The organism is Methylomonas sp. HW2-6, from assembly GCF_052474525.1.
Window position 1 is genome coordinate 2,866,641 of record NZ_CP184124.1, and the last position, 15,138, is coordinate 2,881,778.

The 15,138-nt window shown below is 50.7% G+C and carries 15 protein-coding genes, 1 tRNA gene and 1 pseudogene; 9 read left to right on the forward strand and 8 right to left on the reverse strand.

All coding sequences use genetic code 11. The annotated features are described in order from the left end of the window. Positions 1-31: 31 nt before the first annotated feature. The 3 genes from ACH518_RS14065 to ACH518_RS14075 all read right to left on the reverse strand — a co-directional run bounded on the left by ACH518_RS14065 (position 32) and on the right by ACH518_RS14075 (position 2,010). Positions 32-322, reverse strand: a complete 291-nt coding sequence (locus tag ACH518_RS14065) for a hypothetical protein (RefSeq protein ID WP_140914291.1) — start codon at positions 320-322, stop codon at positions 32-34. A 76-nt stretch (positions 323-398) separates the two neighbouring features. Next, positions 399-1,349, reverse strand: a complete 951-nt coding sequence (locus ACH518_RS14070; RefSeq protein WP_445370537.1) for a YncE family protein — start codon at positions 1,347-1,349, stop codon at positions 399-401. Between the two features lie 64 nt (positions 1,350-1,413). Beyond that, positions 1,414-2,010, reverse strand: a complete 597-nt coding sequence (locus ACH518_RS14075; RefSeq protein ID WP_445370538.1) for an SRPBCC family protein — start codon at positions 2,008-2,010, stop codon at positions 1,414-1,416. 123 nt (positions 2,011-2,133) lie between these two features. On the opposite strand from ACH518_RS14075, the gene sbcB reads away from it, so the two are divergent. The 5 genes from sbcB (at position 2,134) to ACH518_RS14100 (ending at position 8,351) form a co-directional block, all read left to right on the forward strand. Beyond that, the gene (gene sbcB, locus ACH518_RS14080; protein WP_445370539.1) at positions 2,134-3,573 is read left to right on the forward strand and encodes an exodeoxyribonuclease I; all 1,440 of its coding nucleotides are present in this window, start codon (positions 2,134-2,136) and stop codon (positions 3,571-3,573) included. Positions 3,574-3,628: 55 nt separating this feature from the next. Further along, the gene (locus tag ACH518_RS14085) at positions 3,629-4,810 is read left to right on the forward strand and encodes a pyridoxal phosphate-dependent aminotransferase (protein WP_445370540.1); all 1,182 of its coding nucleotides are present in this window, start codon (positions 3,629-3,631) and stop codon (positions 4,808-4,810) included. 95 nt (positions 4,811-4,905) lie between these two features. Beyond that, positions 4,906-4,992: transfer RNA gene (locus tag ACH518_RS14090), tRNA-Leu, on the forward strand. Between the two features lie 186 nt (positions 4,993-5,178). After that, a complete protein-coding gene (locus ACH518_RS14095) occupies positions 5,179-6,054 on the forward strand; it encodes a glycerol kinase (protein ID WP_445370541.1) in 876 nt (291 codons plus the stop codon). Positions 6,055-6,104: 50 nt separating this feature from the next. Beyond that, entirely contained in the window at positions 6,105-8,351 is a 2,247-nt protein-coding gene (locus ACH518_RS14100) for an nSTAND3 domain-containing NTPase (RefSeq protein ID WP_445370542.1), read from the forward strand. A 99-nt stretch (positions 8,352-8,450) separates the two neighbouring features. Here ACH518_RS14100 and ACH518_RS14105 read toward each other — a convergent pair whose 3' ends face one another. Both ACH518_RS14105 and ACH518_RS14110 read right to left on the reverse strand, forming a co-directional pair. Beyond that, positions 8,451-8,996 (reverse strand): REP-associated tyrosine transposase, encoded by a 546-nt coding sequence (locus ACH518_RS14105; RefSeq protein WP_445373001.1) that lies wholly within the window; start codon positions 8,994-8,996, stop codon positions 8,451-8,453. 142 nt (positions 8,997-9,138) lie between these two features. Further along, entirely contained in the window at positions 9,139-10,014 is an 876-nt protein-coding gene (locus tag ACH518_RS14110) for a LysR family transcriptional regulator (protein ID WP_445370543.1), read from the reverse strand. A gap of 115 nt (positions 10,015-10,129) precedes the next feature. Here ACH518_RS14110 and ACH518_RS14115 point away from each other — a divergent pair, with 115 nt between their 5' ends. From ACH518_RS14115 to ACH518_RS14125, 3 genes are read left to right on the forward strand one after another with little or no spacing between them, the layout of a single operon-like run. Further along, positions 10,130-10,456 carry an EthD family reductase gene (locus ACH518_RS14115; RefSeq protein ID WP_445370544.1) on the forward strand — a complete coding sequence of 109 codons (327 nt, stop codon included), beginning with the start codon at positions 10,130-10,132 and terminating at the stop codon, positions 10,454-10,456. Positions 10,457-10,500: 44 nt separating this feature from the next. Beyond that, positions 10,501-11,088 (forward strand): hypothetical protein, encoded by a 588-nt coding sequence (locus tag ACH518_RS14120; RefSeq protein WP_445370545.1) that lies wholly within the window; start codon positions 10,501-10,503, stop codon positions 11,086-11,088. A gap of 34 nt (positions 11,089-11,122) precedes the next feature. Further along, the gene (locus tag ACH518_RS14125) at positions 11,123-12,007 is read left to right on the forward strand and encodes an alpha/beta hydrolase family esterase (RefSeq protein WP_445370546.1); all 885 of its coding nucleotides are present in this window, start codon (positions 11,123-11,125) and stop codon (positions 12,005-12,007) included. A gap of 52 nt (positions 12,008-12,059) precedes the next feature. Here ACH518_RS14125 and ACH518_RS14130 read toward each other — a convergent pair whose 3' ends face one another. Together ACH518_RS14130 and ACH518_RS14135 are read right to left on the reverse strand one after the other, a co-directional pair. Continuing rightward, positions 12,060-13,244 carry a type II toxin-antitoxin system HipA family toxin gene (locus ACH518_RS14130; protein ID WP_445370547.1) on the reverse strand — a complete coding sequence of 395 codons (1,185 nt, stop codon included), beginning with the start codon at positions 13,242-13,244 and terminating at the stop codon, positions 12,060-12,062. Continuing rightward, positions 13,241-13,480 carry a helix-turn-helix transcriptional regulator gene (locus tag ACH518_RS14135; protein ID WP_445370548.1) on the reverse strand — a complete coding sequence of 80 codons (240 nt, stop codon included), beginning with the start codon at positions 13,478-13,480 and terminating at the stop codon, positions 13,241-13,243. Before ACH518_RS14135 ends, ACH518_RS14130 begins: the two co-directional genes overlap by 4 nt. Before the next feature lie 233 nt (positions 13,481-13,713). On the opposite strand from ACH518_RS14135, the gene ACH518_RS14140 reads away from it, so the two are divergent. Next, positions 13,714-13,980: a hypothetical protein gene (locus ACH518_RS14140; protein ID WP_445370549.1), complete on the forward strand. Its 267-nt coding sequence runs from the start codon at positions 13,714-13,716 to the stop codon at positions 13,978-13,980. A gap of 112 nt (positions 13,981-14,092) precedes the next feature. On the opposite strand, the pseudogene istB reads toward ACH518_RS14140, so the two are convergent. Continuing rightward, positions 14,093-14,839: pseudogene (gene istB / locus ACH518_RS14145) on the reverse strand (IS21-like element helper ATPase IstB); the annotation flags it as partial. Between the last annotated feature and the right edge of the window lie 299 nt (positions 14,840-15,138).

The following is a 15,138-nucleotide window of genomic DNA, read 5'->3' on the forward strand; positions in this document are numbered from 1 at the left end:
TTAGCGGGAAATTGTCCCGCTAACCGGATAGTTACTTACTCTCTGCAAGCCAGCCCTGCAAAGCTTCGATCAATTCCTGAGCCTGCTTTTCACTGGAAATATTGAATTTGGATTTTTGTTGATATTCGCCGTTGCGTTTTTGGTAACGGCGGATGCTGAAACGGTCCTGGCTGTATTGATTTTTGGCCGGTTCCCAGTCCTGATAACGGAAAATCACGGTGGCCCAGGCGCCTTTGCTCAGGATCTTCTTGTCCAATTCCTTGACGGTCTCGACGCCGCCATCTTCGTAACGAATAGTTAAATCTTCGACGTTTTCAGTCATAAAGTTCTCAACGAGTTTTAAAGCCGGCGCGCAGTCTACCACCGCAATGGTGCCGCCTGCAAAATACCGTCCGCTATCAATGCGTAATGAACTCGCCGAAAGCGCGACTGCCCTCCCCCGTATTGATGGTATCCACCACTTGCAGGGTTTTGGCGTCGATGACCGAGACATTGTTATCGAACCAATTGGCGACATAAATATGCCTGTCGTCCGGGTGCGCGCTAATGCCTTCCGGCTTGTCGCCGACCGGAATCACGGCAACTTGTTTCAAGGTCGCGGTATCGACGACCGAGACGGTGCTGTCGTCCTGATTAGTCACGAACAACAAACCGTCGCTATTGGCCAGCGCCACAGCGTAAGGTCGGGCGCCAACTTTAACCGTGGCCAGCCGTTTCAGGCTGCGCGCGTCCAACACGGTAACATCGTCGCTTTCCACGTTGGCCGAATACAAGCGCTTGCCTTGGCTATCCACTGCAATCCCGAACGGATGAGCGCCGACTTTGGTGGTGTTGCGGATGCTCAGTTTGCGCAAATCGATTTGGGAAATGGAATCGTCTATCCGGTTGGCGACGTACAGCCAGCGGTTGTCGGGGCTGACGGTCATGCCCGATGGCGACTTACCCACAGTAATGGTTTTTAACCGGCTGAAATCCTTGCTATCGAACACGGCCACCGAATTCTCATACCAATCGGCAACAAAAATTTGTTGGCCCTTGCGGTCAGTTGTGATGCCCAACGACGCGCCACCGACTTTGACATTTCGCAACTTGGTCAGTTTGTCGCCGTCCAGCACGGCAAAGCCACCGCCCTCCGGCGTGCTGACGTAAATTTGTTTCAATAGCGGGTTTATAGCCACACCGGCCGGTTTGCCTTCGACTTTGATCGTTTCGATGACGCTACGGTTTTGGGTATCGATCACCGAGACCGAATTATCCAGTTGATTGGTGATAAAGGCACGCGGATTGGCGTGAACCGGCAACGCGGCGATAGCAAATAAGCAAACAGCCTTAAACCTGAATCTGGACATGAACAAAATGGGGGCGGGAGGAAAATGGTTCCCGGCTCAAGGCCGGGAACGGGGATAAAGCCGATTAACGCTTGATATCGATTTCGACGTGTGCAGCCGCGGAGCCGGCTTTTTTGGACAAGGCTTCCAGGCCGGTTTTCAACACGTTGCTGACCGCTTTGTCGGCGGCTTCTTCGTTCAATTCCGCCGGCGGGTTGTTGTTGACGTAAGCGCGGTAGTAAGTGGCAACCCACTCGACTTCGGTCTTGCCGCCTTTGTCAGTGACTTGCAATTCGGCCGCATAGTTACCAACCGGCAATACCGGCAGCGGCTCGTCCTGGCCGGCATGTTTGATGGTGCCGGTGTTGCTCATTTCGGTGATTTTGTATTTGTAGCTCATTTTGGCGGCATCGTAGGCTTTCAATTCCTCGGTGATGGTACCGCCGTTAGCCAAAGTTAGCGTGCGCACCGCGCCCTTGTCGTTGCTACCGTTGCCTTTCACACTTTTGATGCCGGGATGCCAGGACATGTCGTCGTAGTTTTTGATCAAATCCCATACTTTTGCCGCGGGCGCGTCGACGGTCACGGTAGCGGTCATTTTCGCTCTGACGGGGCCGTGCGCATTGGCTAAGCCAGCGCACATCAGCAAAACGGATGAAACGAGTAGCGAGGTTTTTTTCATAACACTTTCCTATGAAGGTCACATAAAATGGAGCGGGCGATTATAGAATAATTTTCCGCCGCCAGTATCCGCAAAAGCGCGTTTGCGGAAATTTTCCCGACCGCCCTCCTCCCGGTTCCGCTCATGACTTCAACCACTTTTTTCTGGCACGACTACGAAACTTTCGGCGCCGATCCGCAACGCGACCGACCGTGCCAATTTGCCGGAGTCCGCACCGATACCGACTTCAACCTCGTCGGCGACCCGATCATGCTTTATTGCCGGCCGGCCGACGATTATCTGCCGCATCCGGAAGCCTGCCTGATAACCGGGATCACGCCGCAACTGGCGGCGGCGCAGGGTGTCTGCGAGGCGGCATTCGCCGAGACGATTCACGGCGCCCTGTCTCAGCCCGGCACCTGCGGCGTCGGCTACAACAGTATCCGCTTCGACGACGAAGTCACCCGCAATCTGCTCTACCGCAACTTCTTCGATCCCTACGCCAGAGAATGGCAGAACGGCAATTCGCGCTGGGATTTGATCGACGTGGTCCGCGCCGCCAGAGCCTTGCGCCCGGAAGGCATCGAGTGGCCGGACAAGGAAGACGGCCTGCCCAGTTTTCGTTTGGAGGACTTGACTCAAGCCAACGGCTTGTTACACGACGCCGCGCACGATGCCCTGTCGGACGTGTACGCGACGATCGCGATTGCGAAGCTGGTCAAACAAAAACAGCCCAAGCTGTTCGAATACCTGATCAACCACCGCCATAAAAGCCAAGTGTCGAATCTGCTGCGGCTCGGTAGTTTTACGCCGCTACTACATATTTCCGGCCGCTTGCCGTCGCGCAATCACTGCCTGGCGGTGGTATTGCCGCTGGCGCAGCATCCGACCAATAGCAACGAAGTCATCGTTTACGACCTTGCCGCCGATCCGGAACCGTTATTTGCGCTATCCGCGGAAGAGATCAAACAGCGCCTGTTTGTGGCTAACGCGGATTTGCCGGAGGGAACGGTGCGGATTCCGTTGAAAACTGTCCACATCAACAAATGTCCGGTGTTGGCGCCGATCTCCGTGCTGAAACCGGCCGACCGGGAGCGCTTGCAACTGGATTTGGCCGTGCATGATCGGCACCTAAAACAAATTCAGGCAGCGCCGGCCCTGGACGCCAAATTAGCCGAGGTGTTCAGCCGCCGCAACGACGACACGAAAACCAGCGATCCGGATTTGATGATCTATAGCGGCGGCTTTTTCAGCCAGCGCGACAAGTCTCTGTGCCAACGGCTGCGACAAACCGCCCCCGCGAGCTTGGCCGATTTCGAATCCGAATTCGAAGACCTGCGTCTGCCGGAAATGCTGTTTCGCTACCGCGCCAGAAATTACCCGGACACATTGAACCAGGAAGAGCGCCGGCAATGGTCGGCGTTTTGCCGCGACCGGCTGGAACGGGAAAGCGCCGGTTACATGGGCTTGGCGCAGTTCCGGGAAAAAATCAACGCCTTGCGCGCCGATAGCGGCCAGAATCACACGCTACTGGATGCTCTGGAAAATTATGCCGACCAGTTGGCCGCAAAACACCATGTTTGATGCCGGCTTATACCGTATAATGCCGACCATTTGAGTAAATTTCGACCGAGGAATCATGAGCATCACACTGTCCGACCGAGTTAAAGCGGTTAAACCCTCCCCTACCCTGGCCATCACCGCCAGAGCCGCCGCGATGCGCGCTGCCGGTAAGGACATTATCGGCCTGGGCGCCGGCGAACCCGATTTCGATACGCCGGACCACATTAAAAACGCCGCGATTAAGGCCATTAACTCCGGATTTACCAAATACACCGCTGTGGACGGCACGGCTGGCTTGAAAAAAGCCATTATCTCTAAGTTCAAACGCGACAACGGCCTGGATTACCTACCCAAACAGATTCTGGTGTCCTGCGGCGGCAAGCAAAGTTTCTTCAACCTGGCGCAAGCCCTGCTCAATCCCGGCGACGAAGTCATTATCCCGGCGCCTTATTGGGTCTCGTATCCGGACATGGTTTTATTGGCGGATGGCGTACCCGTCATTATTGAAACCGGCCAAAGCCAGGGTTTCAAAATCACGCCGGAACAATTGCGCGCGGCGATCACCGCGAAAACCCGCTTGCTGGTGATCAACAGCCCGTCCAACCCTACCGGAGCGGCGTACAGCCTGGAAGAATTGAAAGCCTTGGGCGACGTATTGCGCGACTATCCGGAGATTTTGATCGCCACCGACGACATGTACGAGTTGATCCTGTGGAACAAAGGCCAATTCGTTAACATACTGAACGCCCATCCGGACTTTTACGACCGCACCATTGTATTAAACGGCGTCTCCAAAGCCTACTCGATGACCGGCTGGCGCATCGGCTATGCCGCCGGCCCGGCCGACTTGATCGACGCGATGTGCATCATCCAGTCGCAAAGCACCTCCAACCCGACCTCGATTTCGCAAGTCGCCGCCGAAGAAGCCTTGAACAGCGACCAAGGCTGCATCGATACCATGATGGTCGAATTCAAGAAACGCCACGATTATGTCGTCGCCGAATTAAACAGCATCGACGGCATTGAATGCTTGCCGACCGACGGCACATTTTATGTTTTCCCCAACGTCGAAAAACTGTTGGCGCGTCTGGACGGCATCAACGACGACCTGGAGTTTGCCGAATTTTTGATCGAAAAAGCCGGCGTCGCCCTCGTGCCAGGCTCTGCGTTTGGTTGCCCCGGTCACATCCGCATTTCCATCGCCACCAGCATGGCCAATCTGGAAAACGCACTGGCCCGGATCAAACAAGCAATTTAAGCCGATACCGCATCGGGCGCCGGGTGTGCCAAGTTTCGATTGACAATTCCCGGCATTGCTTTAGAATTCGCGGCCTTCCAACACATGTTCGGAAAGCCTCGGTGGCGAAATAGGTAGACGCACGAGACTTAAAATCTCGCGACCGAAAGGTCGTACCGGTTCGATTCCGGTCTGAGGCACCAAATCCAAGAACCCGCAAGCTGTAAAGGCTTAGCGGGTTTTTTGTTGCGCCGCGATTTCCTCGGTATAGCCCAACAAGTTACCCCAAGTTCTTTTCTTGCCAGGGTCCACCAACCGTTGTCAATCTCTTTGCGGTAGCGAATATCGATGGTCTACACTTCGCTCCATCTAACTTGAGAACTACAGCGATGAGTGACGAAAAACGCCTTTCCACCACCCAATTAGCCAAGCTGCGAGGGGTAACGCAGGAGCAAATGTTCGGGCAACTGAGCACTTTGGGTTTGATCGAAAAACAAGACGACAAGTGGCAACTGACAAACGCCGGGGTTGCCGCCGGCGGCGTTTATCTGACCGGGAAATACGGCCAATACGTGGCCTGGCCGGAAGACTTTCAGTTACCCAACATACCGAGCAAACCGGATGCGCCAAAATTGCTGACCGCCACCGTGCTGGGGCAGCAATTCGAACTCCCGGCCAATAAAATGAATTACATCCTGTCCGAACTGGGCTGGATCAAAAAAGGCTTGAAAGGCTGGCTGGTCACCGAGCAAGGCTTGGCGATGGGCGCCGAGCAAGGCGAAGACAGCCGCTCCGGCATTCCTTACGTGCGCTGGCCGGAAAAAATCGTTCGCAACCGCGCGTTGAAAGACAACGTCGACAACATCAAGGGCGTCGACAAACCCAAAACCGACGCCGATAAAATGGACAGCTTCCGCCACAAATTCGAAGCCACCCACCGTACCACCGACGGCCACTTCGTCCGCTCCAAGGCGGAAATGCTAATCGACAACTGGCTGTACATGGCGGAAATCGTCCACGCCTACGAACGCAAACTGCCGATCGAAGAAGAAATGTACTGCGATTTTTACATACCAACCGGTAAGGTCTATATCGAATTCTGGGGCTATGAAAACGACGCCAAATACCAGGCCAGAAAACAGGAAAAACTCGCCATTTATCAGAAATATAATTTCAACTTGATTGAATTGACCGATAAGGATGTATTGAATCTGGACGATATTTTGCCGAGGTTGCTGTTGAAGTTTGGGGTGCAGGCGTATTAAAGTAGGTACCCTAGAAGTGACGAGCTAGCTATAATTTTTGAGAAAATATAATGGATTACGATTTTAAATCGCTTAATGATAAAGAATTCGAAATTCTATGCACAGATTTACTAAGTGAAGTTCAAGGAAGGCGTTTTGAACGATTTAAATCTGGGAAAGACGCTGGGGTAGATGGCAGGTACTTTATTGATCGAAATAAAGAAGTAGTTCTTCAATGTAAGCATTGGAGTAATACACCATTATCCAATCTTATTGCTACTCTAAAGAAATCAGAGAAGCCAAAGTTAGATAAACTGAAGCCATTTAAATATTTGTTAGCAGTTTCAAATCAGCTCTCTCGAGCTGATAAGGCTAAAATATTTCGTGCGCTTTCTCCACATTTGAAGTCGGAAAGTGATGTTTATGGAAAAGAAGATCTAAATGATTTGCTTAGAGATAAAAAGCATATTGAGGAAAGACATTATAAGCTTTGGCTGCATAGTTCCAGTATTCTTGGTTTTGTTGTAAATAATGCTATTCTCGGGCGTAGCGCATTTTCATTAGACGAAATTATATTAGCGTCTTCAAGATATGTTGTCACAGCTAATCATGAGGCCGCCTTAAAAGTTCTTGAAAAGCTCGGAGTGGTAATAATTACAGGAGAACCTGGCGCTGGAAAAACTACGCTTGCAGATCATCTATGTTTACACTATGTGTCAAGAGGGTACTCATATTTAAGAATTGCCGATGAAATAAAAGAGGCTGAATCAGTTTTCGACAACGATACTAAGCAAATAATTTATTTTGACGATTTTTTGGGTCGTAACTATTTGGATGCTCTTAAAGGCCACGAAGGTGCTCACATAACTCAATTTATTAGGCGCGTAACAACTAATAAAAACAAGCGATTTGTATTAACCTCCAGGACAACAATTTTAAATCAAGGTAAGTTATTAATTGATAGCCTTGATCATGCTAACATTAAAAGAAACGAATATGAGATAAAAATAAGATCATTGTCAAGCATGGATAAAGCTCATATTCTTTATAATCACATCTGGCATTCTGATCTGAAAAAAGAGTATGTTGAGCAGATTTACTTGAATAAACGCTACAAAGACATAATTAACCATAAAAACTTTAATCCGCGTCTAATAAACTATATTACTGACGCCGCTCGACTTGACTATTGTCCCCATGATCAATACTGGCATCATATTGTAAGTTCATTAGAAAACCCTTCTCAAGTCTGGGAAAATCCTTTTATTGTTCAGTTAGACGATTTTTGTCGCTTAATTGTTATTCTTATTGTTCTGAATGGACAGGCGATAGCTGAGCGCACTCTGAATCAGTCTTATAATTACTACCTTGCAATTCCATCCAACCAGAACTTGAGCGGCAGGCGTGAGTTTCAATCAAATATTCGTCTACTAACTGGATCATTTATTAATAGAGCTGTAATCTCAGATGGTACAACCATAATAGATCTTTTTAATCCATCTATTGGGGATTATGTATTAAAGCGATATTCAAATGATGTCTTTACGTTATGTCAAGGTTTTCTTAGTCTAAGAACAGTTCGTTCTACAATAGCTTTACGAAGTCTTCTTGCTGATAAATTTTTGTCAAAAAAAGATGTTAGATATATCTGTGCTAGTATTCTTACAACACTCGCGGATAATCAGTTTGAGAATGCATCATCGGACTATGTTTCGTCAGTTTTTGATATATACAAGCGCTGCGGTGATTTTGAAGTAACGGGATTTTTGACTGCTGCAATTATGTTTGTTCTTGATAAAACTGTCGGCGATTCCACAGAATTATCTATCGAATTTATTAAATGGGGTGTTGATAAATGCATAATAACCCCAAATCAGGGTCTAACTTTTATTCGAACTAATGTTGATTTTATGGATGATTATCAGCAGATTAAAGCTATGTCAGATCTATTGGCTATAATTCCAGATGATTTATCTGGATACAATGAAGTCCTTAAATCAATGAAATTTAATGTTATAGAAATTGTAACGGAAAACTTTGCTGATTTTATTGATGTAAATGATGCATTTTCGAAAGTTGAATATGGTGATGATAAGGCTGCGTGTAACGAATTAGAAGTTTCAATTTTTAAGGAGTTTTCTGCTTTAGGCGTTGATATAAGTAATGATGATGTAGCTAGTATGCTGGAGGCATATGATGTTTCATACGAATTAATGAAATTTTTTGAAAATTCTTATGAACAGGTTGATGAAGAACAATTTAAGGGGCCAGTTATTCTTTCAATTGATCAGATCGATGATCTATTTGACCCAGGATAAATAATCGTTGGTCCTATAAATGGAAAGAAATCGTACGAATGTTTTCTAATCGTTCCCACGCTCCGCGTTGGAACGCAGCCCCGGACGCTCCAGCGTCCATCACCAAACATCTATCTCCATCAACCCCGCCAAGCCTTCATAGTTGGCGGCACTGGAATAACGCCAATGCTGTGGTAAGTTCACATAACCGCGTTTAACCGGGTTAGCGTGGATGTAGTCCAACTTCTGCCGCATCATCGCTTCGTTCAAAATCATTTCGGCATGTAAACCTTCCTGCCAGAACTGGTAGTCGCGGTCCCGTTTATGCGCGGCTTTGCCAAAATGCAGGCGTTGCAGCAGGCGTTCGGCTTTTTGCTGCTGCAGGAGGTCGATGATCCGGCGTGCGGTGTAGGATTTGAAGCTAGCGACGCATTGGTCCAGTTCCGGCGCCTGGGCGATGAAATGCAGGTGATTTTCCAGAATTACGTTACCGTAGAGTTTTAACCCTGCGTGTTGGCATTGGTATTGCCAACTGTCGAGGACGATTTGCACGGTTTCCGGGCGGGTAAACACGGCCAGCCATTCGACGACGGTGCAGGTCATGAAATGGGGTTTGTCGGCTTCGGTGATGACGTAGCGGCTTCTGCCCCTGTTTGCCTTGTTCAGCAGGACGCCGGAGCGTCAGAGGCAGCGTTCCTACGCAGAGCGTGGGAACGATGATTAATCCGGGTTCGCCCGGCTAAGCGGCGACGGTTTGCGCGCAAATTAACACAATTGCTTAGCCAAGGCGGATAAGCTAATCGCCCAGTCAAAACCCAACTTTAAACTTTTCCAGCAACTGGTTTACTTCCGGATTTGTCGCCGCCGAGTCCTGGTAAACCGCATAAATCGTGCGCCGAATTTCCGGATCGGATAAATACCTGGTTTTGAGCTTATCGCCCCGCTTCGGCACACTGAATTCCGGCATCAACGCCACGCCTATCCCGGCCCGGACCATGCTCAATATCCATTCCTCGCTATTGCTTCTATAAGCCGCATAAAGATTGATCTGCCGGCCCAGGCAAACGCCGCGCAAGGTTTCGCGTAATTCGCAGTTTAGGCGGTCCAGATAAGGCTCGGATTGGATGGCCGCCAAATCGATGACCGATAATTGATTGAAGCGATGCTTGTCGTTAAAAACCACCACATAACGCTCTTCGTAAAGCTTTAAGGATTGCAAATGCGCCGGCAGCGGCGAGGTAGGCGCACTGACCACCAAATCCAGCCTTCCCTCGTCCAATTGTTGCAACAGATTACACTCGTTATCCACCACCAGTTCCAATTCCACATGCGGCCGATCTTGCTGGAAGTCGGCGAAGAACGGACTCATATGCTGCGCGGCAATAGTAGCCATCACGCCTATGCGTAGCGGCACGGTATTCAAGCGGCTGAAGCGGACAGCCTCGGCCTTGATGGTTTGCGCCTCGCGAAAGATCTGCCTCAGGGTCGGCTCCACCAAACGCCCCAGCGATGTCAAACGACAGCCGCTGCGTTCGCGGCTGAATAACTCCCCGCCCATTTCGTCTTCCAGCTTTTTGATCGCTTGCGTCAACGACGGCTGCGCGACATAAGCCGATTGCGCGGCCCGCGTAAATGACCCCTTATCGCATACCGCCAGGAAATAACGTATTTGTTGCATTTCCATATTCGCCCCATTTGAATAGGAAAAACCTATTGTTTCATAGAAAACCGGTATTTTACTAATTGGAAAAATAGGCGTCTCATAGCATCTCCTTTTTACAAAAACATTCGAGAAACCTATGAAAGCGGCAAAATTAATTGTGATGTACCCCGTACCGACCGATCTGGAAACCTTCGAACGCCGCTATGCCGAGGAACACGTGCCGATGGCCGTGGAAAAGTTGGCCGGGAAGACCCGCTTCGTCGCCTCTCTGATCAAATCCAATGCCGACCAAAGCGCCGCGCAGTTTCATCGTATCGCCGAAGTGTACTTCCCAACCCTGAGCGACTTGCAAGCCTGCCTAAGCTCGCCCGGCGGCCAGGAAACGGCGGCCCATGCGGTGGAAATTTCCAGCGGCGGCGCACCGACGTTTTTGATTTCCGAAGTGGAAACCTTCGATTTCTAATTGCGTTGACCAGCTTAAGTTAAACGCTTTGCAGGAGGAAACCGATGAACGCCGGACATAACCGTTATAATAGCCAGAGAGCAAAGATAGCCTTGATCTTGGCACTGACGTGCCTACCGTTGGGCAATGCCCACGCTCATCGCGGCGCGGCCGAAGAGGTCGACAACTGCAATGCGCGAGTGGGCTTTGAACGCGTGCATCTTACGGCGTATACCCCGACATTGTCCGGCAACCGGGAATACTGCAACATCATTCCAGGCGTCGGCCCCACCAAACTAGTGTTCGATTACGAGGGTAAAAGCCTGCGCCATGTCAGCGTCGAATTCGAGATCACCAAAGAGCCGGATGGTACGCGGGTGTTTTATCGGGAACCACAAAAAGTCAAAACCGGCACGGCGAACCTCTCGGTGGACTTTAGCCGTTATGGCGCCGGTAATTACTTGGCGCATATTTCCATCGTTGATAAGGATAAGCGTCTGGATACCCATATTCCGTTCTCAGTCGGGCTGGAGTCGGTGCCGGGTAAAAACTATACGCCGCTGCTGATAACGATAGCCAGCCTGTCTTTGCTGGCTTACGGCTTGTTCCGGGCCGCGTTAAAGCATACGCCCGAGCAAAATCCGGAAGCCTAAACCAAGCGCCGAACCCATCAAGGGAGCCATCAAAATGAATATTGCACAGTTAAAGTCCTATCTTCTTGAAAGCAATCGTTGGCAAAAAGTCTTGTTCGGATTGCCGGTAATAGTGCTGGCCGGCATGCTTTGGCTGGATCATAGCGGCGTTCCGGTGGAACTGGGGCAAACCGTTTACCGACCGGATATGCCGCATGGCGCTTGCCAGCCGGATCTATTGAGTGGCGATACCGGCGAAACTTACGGAGAAGAAACCGAAAACGGCATAAATTACAACGTCCGCACCCCTAAGAATTATGATGCATCAATTGCCCATCCTTTATTACTGGTATTTTCACCGGCGGGTGCGAATCGCGCCAAAACGGAGAAGATGACAGGATTCACCTTACCCGCAACCCGCTCCGGCTTTATCGTTGCTTATGCCGATCATCCTGAGCTTTCGCCGAGCACCACCGTGGAACTGGGTACGATCCCCCATGCGATGGCCAAAAAATGGTGTATCGATGAAAAACAGGTATATGTAACCGGTCATTCCGATGGCGGCACCTCGGCAATGGCTTTAGCTTTTATGACCGGCACCCGGCACGTTCCTACAGCAATCGCCCCCAGTGCCGCCGGCGTAACCTATGAAGACTTACGCGACCGCAAATGCCCGGAACCCTTGCCGGTGATGATCATACACAGCACCAAGGACCGTCTGTTTCCGGGTTACGGACAGCAAACAGCCGGCTGGTGGGCGGCCTGTAACAAATGCGAGCCGATTCCCGATACGATAGGCAATGGTTGCGTAGCCTATTCCGGTTGCGCCAATGGCGTAAAAACCGTGTACTGCGAAGGCGACAAACCGCATGCGCAATGGCCGGAACAGCGTAGCGATGCCATCATCGATTTTTTCTTGCATCACCACACTAGTATGTAACCAGCAGCTGCGGGGCAATAGACTCTGCAAGCCTAGCCCACAACTTTTTACTTCAATCATCCCCTGCAAGCCGTCTGACCGTCAGCGCCGTGCGTTGCTCGATCAGCTGCACGATTTGTTCAACCACCGGACTTCCGACGAATTGATGGTTCGCCGATGTCTGCAATCTGCGAGCGACCACGGATAGCCGTTGGCACAAACCTAGAACGCGTTTTCGGGTTTGCGTTACCGATAAGCCCGCCGATTGGGCAAAGCGATCCCAATGTCGGGCCTGTACTTCGCTGAATTTGTATTTGCCACCCAACTGCATCGCCATCTTTGGCGTCAGGCTGGGATAGACGGCGGTTGACAATACGTCATAGAGCGGAGCCAGAACGGCACCCTTGTCAGCGTACAAGATCGAAAAGTTTTTGGCATGGGCGTCGTGGTTGCCGATCAAGGCATTGAAAATGACCGTATCCAGCAGACGCAGTACCTGAGGCGCACTCGGTCGGGTCACGCGGCGGACGAAGTCTTCCTGGTGCAGCCGCAAGCGTTGGCCATTTGTAGCTTGAGTTCTGTCATAACGCTCGACCAGCAAAAATGAGCGGTCGTGAATGGCACAAATCCTCGACTGTGCGGTCTGGAATTGCATCGCAGCTGCCAATGCCAGGCAGAACCCTTCATTGATCACGCTGTCTTCAACGGCAGCGATAGCCGGTTTGAGAATATGGCTACTGGGCGTACCATTGCGGGGCAGACCGATTCGTTGACCATCAAATACCACCGGTAATTTGTCCTGAGCGCCGGCAAGTGATAAGCGCAAACCATCCTGACCGGCCAGCATCGGCCGCTGTGGCAATTCATCCAGCACGGCAAGCAGGTCATCGTCGGACAGCCAGTCAATATCGCTCGCTGAATTAGACACAGCGGGTAAACCGTCTGGCGGCAATAGCGAAACGGCGCCGGCGCATTCGCCGCCTATATGATTGAGCAATGCAAAGTCGTTTTGCTTCGAGACCTGAAACTGGCGTGCGATCAGTTGGCGTAATTTGCCTTCCGGTAACAATCCAGCAAAGAAAGGCCGCGTCTGTTGGTCGTTGAAAACCTCTAGTTGCAACGGGAACGAGCAGGACAGAGTGACGGCGTCGGCATGTCGCAGCCAGTCGGCGCTGTAGCTAAATTGCAGTCTGCCTTCAACCAGGGCCAAATTCCCCACTCGACGATCAAATAAATAGACTGCCAGTAGATGGCTCATGGCATTTTGTCACCGGTTACGCTGGGCAAGCCATCGAGCATGATCTGCCCACCCAGTGCGTCAATAACGCGCATCACCGTTTCCAGACGCACAGTCGGCTTGCCTGCTTCGAGGTCGACGATAAAGCGAACGCCAACACCTGCCGCCAACGCCAGTTCGGATTGGGTTAAACCGAGCTGTTTGCGAGCGGTGCGTAGCGCTTGGCCAAGTTGTTGAGTCGATTGGATGTTGATCATGAGGTTTTCCCGTTCGGGAAATTATTAGGCGAAAACAATCAATATTCAAGTTAAATTTCCCGTACGGGAAAATTAACTTAGAATTTACGAAAGACAAGCATCGAAGTTCCCGTTCGGGAAAAATAGCCCCTTTCTGTGTCAAGTCTATCTGACTGTGGTGGTTAGCGCTGAATGCTGATGATATAACTTAGGGTAATTGCAAAAACGAACCAAAAGAAAACAACCGACAGCAAATGACTAGCAAACAGAAAAAATCCAAAGCAACCTGGAGCGACGTTAAATCCAAATTGGCTGACGTCGATCGAGTTGGTCTGATCGGGCTTATACAGGATCTATACGCAGCGAATAAAGATAATCAAACGTTTCTGCATGCACGATTCGGGTTGGGCGAGGATATTCTTAAACCCTATAAGACCACCATTTCCCCCTGGATTTGTCCTGATGTAATGCGCAATCAGCCTATTTCAGTGGCCAAAGTGTTGGCGCCTGGCGAAAATTGACCAACCGTACCGGTTGAACGTTGACCAGGGGGCGGAGCCGGTTTTTGGAGCCACCGGCTGTGGATAAGTGTAAAGGAAACGGATGTCTTTCATCCGTTTCCACGTCGGCTTTTTAGAACGGATTCTCCTCGTACAAAATATCTTCCGGTGTTTTTCCGCTGCGCTTGGCTTTCTCCCTGGCTTGGATTCGAGCCTTGGCTTCTTCAGAGCTTTGTCGGAAGCGGTAGGATTCATTGCCCGTTTCAATGATGTAGCAATGGTGCGTGAGTCGATCCAGTAAGGCGGTGGTCATTTTGGCATCGCTGAACACGCTGGACCATTCGGCAAAGGTCAGATTGGTGGTGATCACCACACTGGTTCGCTCGTACAGCTTCGATAGCAGATGAAACAGCAAAGCGCCGCCGTCCTTGGAAAACGGCAAGTAGCCCAGTTCATCCAGAATGACCAAATCGACTTGCATTAAGCGGTAGGCCAATTTGCCTTGGTTGCCCGCAGACTTTTCTCGTTCCAGTTGCGTGACCAGATCGATCGTTGAATAAAATCGCACCCGCTTACCGTAATCGGTAATGGCCTTGACTCCCAAGGCAGTGGCTAAGTGGGATTTGCCGGTACCGGTGCCGCCCACCAATACCACGTTATGGGCGGCATCGATAAAGGCGCTGCTGGCCAGTTGCTCCACCAAGGGTCGATCCACCTTGCTTTGTTCAAAGTCGAAGCCGCCTAAGTCGCGATGCACAGGGAATCGTGCGCTTTGCAGTTGATAACGAATGGAGCGAATGTGCCTGTCTTCGACTTCGGCTTGCAGTAACTGCCAGAGTAGCCATTCCGAGGATTGCAGCTTGTCTCGCGCCTTGAAGGCAAATAATGTATTTCCATCGTTCCCACGCTCCGCGTGGGAACGCAGCCCCGGACGCTCCAGCGTCCATCACCAAACATCTATCGCCATCAACCTCGCCTAGCCTTGATAGTTGGTGGCACTGGAATAACGCCAATGCTGCGGTAAGTTCACGTAACCGCATTTAACCGGCTTGGCACCGCATCAGGCTGCGACAGGCTCCGCCCGGACGGAATATCAATATCGGCATGTAGGCCTTCATGCCAGAATTGGTAATCGCGATCCCGTTATGCGCGGCGTTGGCAAAATGCAGACGTCGCAGC

Coding starts and splice junctions, on each gene's coding strand:
- ACH518_RS14095 (WP_445370541.1), top strand. CDS start 5,179: ATGAGTGACGAAAAACGCCTTTCCACCACCCAATTAGCCAAGCTGCGA.
- ACH518_RS14100 (WP_445370542.1), top strand. CDS start 6,105: ATGGATTACGATTTTAAATCGCTTAATGATAAAGAATTCGAAATTCTA.
- ACH518_RS14065 (WP_140914291.1), bottom strand. CDS start 322: ATGACTGAAAACGTCGAAGATTTAACTATTCGTTACGAAGATGGCGGC.
- ACH518_RS14120 (WP_445370545.1), top strand. CDS start 10,501: ATGAACGCCGGACATAACCGTTATAATAGCCAGAGAGCAAAGATAGCC.
- ACH518_RS14115 (WP_445370544.1), top strand. CDS start 10,130: ATGAAAGCGGCAAAATTAATTGTGATGTACCCCGTACCGACCGATCTG.
- ACH518_RS14110 (WP_445370543.1), bottom strand. CDS start 10,014: ATGGAAATGCAACAAATACGTTATTTCCTGGCGGTATGCGATAAGGGG.
- ACH518_RS14140 (WP_445370549.1), top strand. CDS start 13,714: ATGACTAGCAAACAGAAAAAATCCAAAGCAACCTGGAGCGACGTTAAA.
- ACH518_RS14085 (WP_445370540.1), top strand. CDS start 3,629: ATGAGCATCACACTGTCCGACCGAGTTAAAGCGGTTAAACCCTCCCCT.
- ACH518_RS14135 (WP_445370548.1), bottom strand. CDS start 13,480: ATGATCAACATCCAATCGACTCAACAACTTGGCCAAGCGCTACGCACC.
- sbcB (WP_445370539.1), top strand. CDS start 2,134: ATGACTTCAACCACTTTTTTCTGGCACGACTACGAAACTTTCGGCGCC.
- ACH518_RS14070 (WP_445370537.1), bottom strand. CDS start 1,349: ATGTCCAGATTCAGGTTTAAGGCTGTTTGCTTATTTGCTATCGCCGCG.
- ACH518_RS14130 (WP_445370547.1), bottom strand. CDS start 13,244: ATGAGCCATCTACTGGCAGTCTATTTATTTGATCGTCGAGTGGGGAAT.
- ACH518_RS14075 (WP_445370538.1), bottom strand. CDS start 2,010: ATGAAAAAAACCTCGCTACTCGTTTCATCCGTTTTGCTGATGTGCGCT.
- ACH518_RS14125 (WP_445370546.1), top strand. CDS start 11,123: ATGAATATTGCACAGTTAAAGTCCTATCTTCTTGAAAGCAATCGTTGG.